The 5,317-nt window shown below is 71.2% G+C and carries 9 protein-coding genes; 5 read left to right on the forward strand and 4 right to left on the reverse strand.

Translation table 11 applies throughout. The annotated features are described in order from the left end of the window. Window positions 1-209, forward strand: a 209-nt coding sequence (locus HW577_RS20095) for an FAD-linked oxidase C-terminal domain-containing protein (protein ID WP_332837770.1), incomplete at its 5' end; no start/stop codon positions are given. Further along, window positions 206-811: a hypothetical protein gene (locus HW577_RS20100; RefSeq protein WP_198377908.1), complete on the forward strand. Its 606-nt coding sequence runs from the start codon at window positions 206-208 to the stop codon at window positions 809-811. The genes HW577_RS20095 and HW577_RS20100, both read left to right, overlap by 4 nt. On the opposite strand, the gene HW577_RS20105 is transcribed toward HW577_RS20100, so the two are convergent. Then, complete coding sequence (locus tag HW577_RS20105; protein ID WP_198377909.1) at window positions 796-1,215, reverse strand: hypothetical protein; 420 nt, start codon at window positions 1,213-1,215, stop codon at window positions 796-798. The two genes, HW577_RS20100 and HW577_RS20105, sit on opposite strands and share 16 nt — an antisense overlap. A 120-nt stretch (window positions 1,216-1,335) precedes the next feature. On the opposite strand from HW577_RS20105, the gene HW577_RS20110 reads away from it, so the two are divergent. Together HW577_RS20110 and HW577_RS20115 are read left to right on the forward strand one after the other, a co-directional pair. Next, a complete protein-coding gene (locus HW577_RS20110) occupies window positions 1,336-2,409 on the forward strand; it encodes a tartrate dehydrogenase (RefSeq protein WP_198377910.1) in 1,074 nt (357 codons plus the stop codon). 90 nt (window positions 2,410-2,499) lie between these two features. Next, window positions 2,500-2,739: a hypothetical protein gene (locus HW577_RS20115; protein ID WP_198377911.1), complete on the forward strand. Its 240-nt coding sequence runs from the start codon at window positions 2,500-2,502 to the stop codon at window positions 2,737-2,739. Between the two features lie 12 nt (window positions 2,740-2,751). On the opposite strand, the gene cuyB is transcribed toward HW577_RS20115, so the two are convergent. Continuing rightward, the gene (cuyB, locus tag HW577_RS20120; protein WP_198377912.1) at window positions 2,752-3,459 is read right to left on the reverse strand and encodes a cysteate racemase; all 708 of its coding nucleotides are present in this window, start codon (window positions 3,457-3,459) and stop codon (window positions 2,752-2,754) included. Continuing rightward, window positions 3,456-4,217 carry a sulfite exporter TauE/SafE family protein gene (locus HW577_RS20125; RefSeq protein WP_198377913.1) on the reverse strand — a complete coding sequence of 254 codons (762 nt, stop codon included), beginning with the start codon at window positions 4,215-4,217 and terminating at the stop codon, window positions 3,456-3,458. Before HW577_RS20125 ends, cuyB begins: the two co-directional genes overlap by 4 nt. A gap of 74 nt (window positions 4,218-4,291) precedes the next feature. Between HW577_RS20125 and HW577_RS20130 the strand changes: the two genes are divergently transcribed. After that, window positions 4,292-5,122, forward strand: a complete 831-nt coding sequence (locus HW577_RS20130) for a sulfite exporter TauE/SafE family protein (RefSeq protein WP_198377914.1) — start codon at window positions 4,292-4,294, stop codon at window positions 5,120-5,122. On the opposite strand, the gene HW577_RS20135 is transcribed toward HW577_RS20130, so the two are convergent. Continuing rightward, window positions 5,115-5,317: alpha/beta hydrolase family protein (locus tag HW577_RS20135; RefSeq protein ID WP_419956600.1), on the reverse strand; the 203-nt coding region annotated here is incomplete at its 5' end. The two genes, HW577_RS20130 and HW577_RS20135, sit on opposite strands and share 8 nt — an antisense overlap.

A 5,317-nucleotide genomic window follows, 5' to 3' on the forward strand; every position in this document is an offset into this window, starting at 1 on the left:
CGAGCGAGGCCGCACATGGCGCCATCGCCGTGGCCGCTTCCGCCGCGGGGGGCACCTGCACGCTGTTCCGCGCGCCGGAGGCGCTGCGCCTGTCCGTCGCGGTGCTGCCGGACGAACCCGGCCCGCTCGCCGCCATCGGGCGGCGCGTGAAGGCGGCGCTCGATCCGGCGGGCATCCTCAACCCCGGCCGCATGCGGGCGGGGGCATGAGGCGCCTGCTCGCCGCGCTGGTCCTCGCCTGGCCGGCGTTGGCGGCGGCCCAGGGCTCGCCCGACGTCATCGACATCACCGCCGTCGCGGTCGAAGGGACGAGCGCCGCCGAATGCACGGACCGCGCGACGCGCCTCGCCGCGCAGTCGCGCGCGCTCTCGCTTGCCACCGCGCCGCCGATCGACCTCGTGCCGGGGATGCGCACCTTCTACGACCACGTGATGCGGCTCGACGCGAATGGGGAGCTGAACTCCACCGCGCAGCTGAGCAGCGTCTATGTCGCCGGCCACGAGGCGGGCGGCGTCGAGCGCCGGCGCGTCGTGACCCCCTTCGTGCGGGTCGAGGTCTCGCGGCCCTGGGGGACGCCCGCCGATGCGCCGTCGCGCATCTCCATCGCCTGGCTGTGGCTCAGCCGCATGGCGGAATCGACCGAGCGCCCGGGCGGGCCGATCGTGCAATCCCCGCTGCTGCACCGCTTCGACGTCGCAGGCGAGGTCGAGACGCGCTACGGCGCTTGGGGCCAGGCCGTCGCACCCTGCCGCGCGGGGCGCGACGGGCGCTGGGCCGGCGCGGTGATGGTCTGGACCTACCTGCCGCCCTGAGCCGGCGCGGCGGCACTCGCTTCCTGGATGGCGAAGCGGGCCCGGCCCTCGGATTCCAGCGTGGCGCGGCGGGCCTCGATCTGGCGCTGCACCGCGTCGCGGTCGGACCGGCTGTAGCGGTAGCGGCGGCAGCCCGAATTCCAGTCCGTCACCGCGGCGTTGAAGGCCTGCACCTGGCCCTGCTTGGCCGCGCGCATGTCTGGGCGCGCGGCCTCGATGCGCACGTCGTTGAACATGCACCAGCGCAGCTCCGCGCGGCTGAGCGTGCGGGTGCCGTCATGCGCGGCGGGCTGGGTCTCGGTGAAATCCTCGCTGCAGCCGACCAGGGCGAGGCCGAGGCAGGCAGCGGCCAGCAGGCGGAACGTCATGGTGTGGCTCCCCGTCATGCGGAGGGTGGCAGGCATGGCGATCCTGCCCGCCGCGGGGCCGGGCCGCACTGATCCAGTTCACAATCCGGCCGGGGATTGTGCCGCGCGGCCCGCCCGGCCACCCTCCGGCAAAACCGCGACTCGAAGGAAACCGCCATGGCCGCGCGCAAGCACCGCATCGCCGTCATCCCGGGCGACGGGATCGGGAAGGAGACGACGCCCGAGGGGCTGCGCGTGCTGGATGCCGCGGCGCGCCGCTTCGGCTTCGAGCTCGACCTGACGCATTACGACTGGTCCTGCGAGACCTATGCGCAGACCGGCAAGATGATGCCCGATGACGGCATGGACCGGCTGCGCGACAGCGACTCGATCTTCCTCGGCGCCGTCGGCTGGCCGGGCGTGCCGGACCATGTCTCGCTGTGGGGCCTGCTGATCCCGATCCGCCGGCAGTTCGACCAGTATGTGAACCTGCGGCCGTGCAAGCTGCTGCCGGGGTCGAAGTCGCCGCTCGCCAACCGGGGCCCCGAGGACATCGACTTCTATGTCGTGCGGGAGAACACCGAGGGCGAGTATTCCTCGATCGGCGGCCGGATGTTCCCCGGCACCGACCGCGAATTCGTCTCCCAGCAGACGGTGATGACGCGCATCGGCTGCGACCGCGTCATCAAATACGCCTTCGAGCTCGCCATGACGCGCAAGCGCAAGAAGGTGACGAGCGCCACCAAGTCGAACGGCATCACCTTCACCATGCCCTATTGGGACGAGCGCTTCGCCGAGATGGCCAAGGCCTATCCTCAGGTGACGACGGACCAGTTCCACATCGACATCCTCTGCGCCCATTTCGTGCAGCATCCGGACTGGTTCGACGTGGTCGTCGGTTCCAACCTGTTCGGGGACATCCTGTCGGATCTCGGCCCGGCGGTGGCGGGGTCCATCGGCATCGCCGCGTCCGCCAACATCAACCCGGAAAAGACCTTCCCGTCGATGTTCGAGCCGGTGCACGGCAGCGCGCCCGACATCGCCGGCAAGTGGATCGCCAACCCGATCGGGCAGATCTGGTCGGGGGCGATGATGCTGGAGCATCTGGGGGAGAAGGAAGCCGCCGATTGCATCGTCGCGACCATCGAGAAGCTGCTCGCCGAGGGCGGCCCACGGACGCGGGACATGGGCGGGCAGGCCGGGACGGTCGATGTCGGCAAGGCCATCGCGGAGGCGGTCGCGCGCGGCTGAACCGCCTGTCACTTGAGCGACGGTTGAATCGTCGCTACCCTAGGCGGGCGTTGCGAGTGATTCGCAACTAGCCTGTCGGAGGTGATCGGCATGGGCCGGGATTTCAGCCACATCGCGCGCCGCTGCGAGCGAGCCGTGGTCACGGCCTATCGCGAATTGCGCGAGCAGGGCGCGGGTGATTTCAGCGCCTTCGGCGCCTGCACCGCGCTCTATCGCATCCACCATCCGGAAGCCTCGGTGAACGAGGCGCGGCGCCTGGTGGCCGAATGGATCGACCACCACATCGTCCGGGCGGATGCCGGGCCGACCGACGGCTGCGGCTGCGACTGAACCGGCGCCGTCTCAGCCCGCCGGCTTCGCCCAGCCGATCGCCGCGCGCGCCAGCGCGTCGATCGTGTCCGCGACCGGGAAGGGCAAGGCGGGCCCGGCCGAGATGCCGAGCGGAACCTCCGTGCAGCCGAGCACCACGGCGCGCGCGCCGCGGGCGATGAGCCGCCGCGCCGCATCGGCGAGCGGGGCGTAGGCTTCGGCGACGCGGTTGGCCTTCACCTCCTCGATCGCCGGCATCACGACGCGGTCCATCTCCTCCGCGTCCGGCGCGATCACCTCGTAGCCGCGCCCTTCCAGCCGTTCCTGGTAGAGCCGCATGGCGAGCGTGCCCTTGGTCGCGAGCAGGCCGATCCGGCCGTCATGCACGCCAAGCCTGCGCAGCTCGTCCGCCGCGGCCTCGACGATGTGCAGGATGGGCAGGCGCGTTGCGTCCTGCATCGCCTCGAACCAGCCATGGGCGGTGTTGCAGGGAATGGCGACGGCGCCGCAGCCGGCAGCTTCCAGCCCGCGCAGGCCGCGCAGCAGCCAGGGCAGCGGGTCCTCGCCGCCGCCGAGCCGCGCGGCGGTGCGGTCCGGCACGCGCGGGTCGGACCACAGGATCGCCGGGATGTGCTCCTGGTCCCGCGTCGCGGGTGTGAGCAGCGTCAGCCGCTGCATGAAGGTCGCACCGGCGAGCGGCCCCATGCCGCCCAGCACGCCGAGCATCCGCGCCTCGCTCATCCCATCACCCCGTCCCAGGTCAGCTTCACGCCCGTGACCAGCAGCAGCCCGTAGAGCAGCCGGTAGAACAGCGCATCCGACACGTGCTTCTGCATCCAGATGCCAAGATACACGCCCGCCGGCGCGAGCGGCAGCAGCACGAGGCTGGTCGCGAGGTTGCCGACCGAAAGATTGCCCAGGAACCAGTAGGGCACGAGCTTCACGTAGTTCACCACGCCGAAGAAGACGACCGTCGTCGCCGCCATCACCTGCCGGTCGAGCCGTCGCGGATAGAGGTAGATCGCCAGCGGCGGCGATCCCGCATGGGCGATCGTGCTGGTGAAGCCCGACCCCGCCGCGCAGATCACTGCCTTCAGCGGGTTGTGCGGGGCGGGCGGCGGCGTTTCCCGATGCCGCGCGAGCCAGAGCGTGCGCGCGAGGAAGAGCAGCGTCGTGATGCCGACCAGCCCCTTGATCGCGCGGTCGGAGAAGGTGCTGAAGGCGAGCGCGCCCACGAGGATGCCCGCCAGCGCGCCGGGCACCAGCACGCGCATCTCCCGCTTGTCCCACTTGCCCCACCAGGCGCGCAGCCCGGAGACATCCATCGCGCACAACAGCGGCAACGCGATGCCGGCCGCGACCGGTGCCGGCACGGTCAGCGCCATCAGCGGCACGAGAAGGTTCCCCGCGCCGGAGGCGAAGCCGCCCTTGCTGATGCCCGTGATGAGCACCGCCGGAATGGCGAGGATGTAGAACCAGGGATCGAGGATGAAGGGCAAGGCGGGGTGACGCGTCGGTGAGGCTTGTGTATGCCACGCCCCCTTCGTGGCGCCCATCCCGGACCGTATTGCCGATGGAACATCTGAACGAGACGACCTGGCTGATCGCACTCGCCGCGGCCATGGCGGCGACGGGGCTCGTCTCCGGCACGCTGGCGGGGCTGCTCGGCGTCGGCGGCGGCATCGTCATCGTGCCGCTGCTGTTCAACGTGTTCCCCTTCTTCGGCATTCCCGAGAGCATCCAGATGAAGGTCGCGGTCGCGACCTCGCTCGCGACCATCATCCCCACCTCGATCCAGTCGGCGCGCAAGCACCATGCGAAGGGGGCGATGGACGTGGCGCTGCTGCGCTCCATCTGGCCGGCGATGCTGGCGGGCGTGCTGCTCGGCACCTTCCTCGCCGTGCATGTGCGCGGCGAGGGGCTGACGGCGGTCTTCGCCATGGTCGCGCTGCTGGTCGCGCTGAACATGGGCTTCACCGCGGTCGACTTCAAAGTCGCGGACAGCGTGCCGGACGGGCCGCCGCGCCAGGCGCTCGGCATCGGCATCGGGTCCGTCAGCGCCATGATGGGGATCGGCGGCGGGACGCTCGGCGTGCCCTTGCTGTCGATGTTCGGCTATCCGATCCGCCAGGCGGTGGCGACGGCCTCGGCCTTCGGGCTCATTATCTCGATCCCGGCGACGATCGGCTTCGTCTGGGGCGGCTGGAACGATCCGCTGACGCCGCCCTTTTCCCTGGGCTACGTGAACCTGCTGGGCGTGGCGCTGATCGCGCCGGCCTCGATCCTCGCCACGCCCTGGGGCGTGCACCTGGCGCACACCATCCCGCCGCTGTGGCTGAAGCGCGCCTTTGCGGTGTTCCTCTTCGCGACCAGCCTCCGGATGTTCTGGTCGCTGGTCACCTGAGCGTCGCGAACCACCGCCAGAGTTCCGCGGTCGCGTCGGGGCCGCGCCCGGCGCGCGCACCGCCCGGCCAGACATGGCCGCCGCCCGGGATCGTCACCATCACGGCCTCCGCCCCGCCGCAGGCGAAGCGTTCCGCTGGCGCGCCGCCCATGGGGGCGAGCGCATGCGGCGTCGCGCGGCAGCCCGGCCCGCTGG

The organism is Neoroseomonas rubea (assembly GCF_016106015.1).
GTDB lineage: Bacteria > Pseudomonadota > Alphaproteobacteria > Acetobacterales > Acetobacteraceae > Neoroseomonas > Neoroseomonas rubea.

What these genes read in the sequence shown, in the direction of transcription:
- HW577_RS20100 (WP_198377908.1), top strand. Translation starts at nt 206, where the DNA reads ATGAGGCGCCTGCTCGCCGCGCTGGTCCTCGCCTGGCCGGCGTTGGCG.
- HW577_RS20105 (WP_198377909.1), bottom strand. Translation starts at nt 1,215, where the DNA reads ATGCCTGCCACCCTCCGCATGACGGGGAGCCACACCATGACGTTCCGC.
- HW577_RS20110 (WP_198377910.1), top strand. Translation starts at nt 1,336, where the DNA reads ATGGCCGCGCGCAAGCACCGCATCGCCGTCATCCCGGGCGACGGGATC.
- HW577_RS20115 (WP_198377911.1), top strand. Translation starts at nt 2,500, where the DNA reads ATGGGCCGGGATTTCAGCCACATCGCGCGCCGCTGCGAGCGAGCCGTG.
- cuyB (WP_198377912.1), bottom strand. Translation starts at nt 3,459, where the DNA reads ATGAGCGAGGCGCGGATGCTCGGCGTGCTGGGCGGCATGGGGCCGCTC.
- HW577_RS20130 (WP_198377914.1), top strand. Translation starts at nt 4,292, where the DNA reads ATGGAACATCTGAACGAGACGACCTGGCTGATCGCACTCGCCGCGGCC.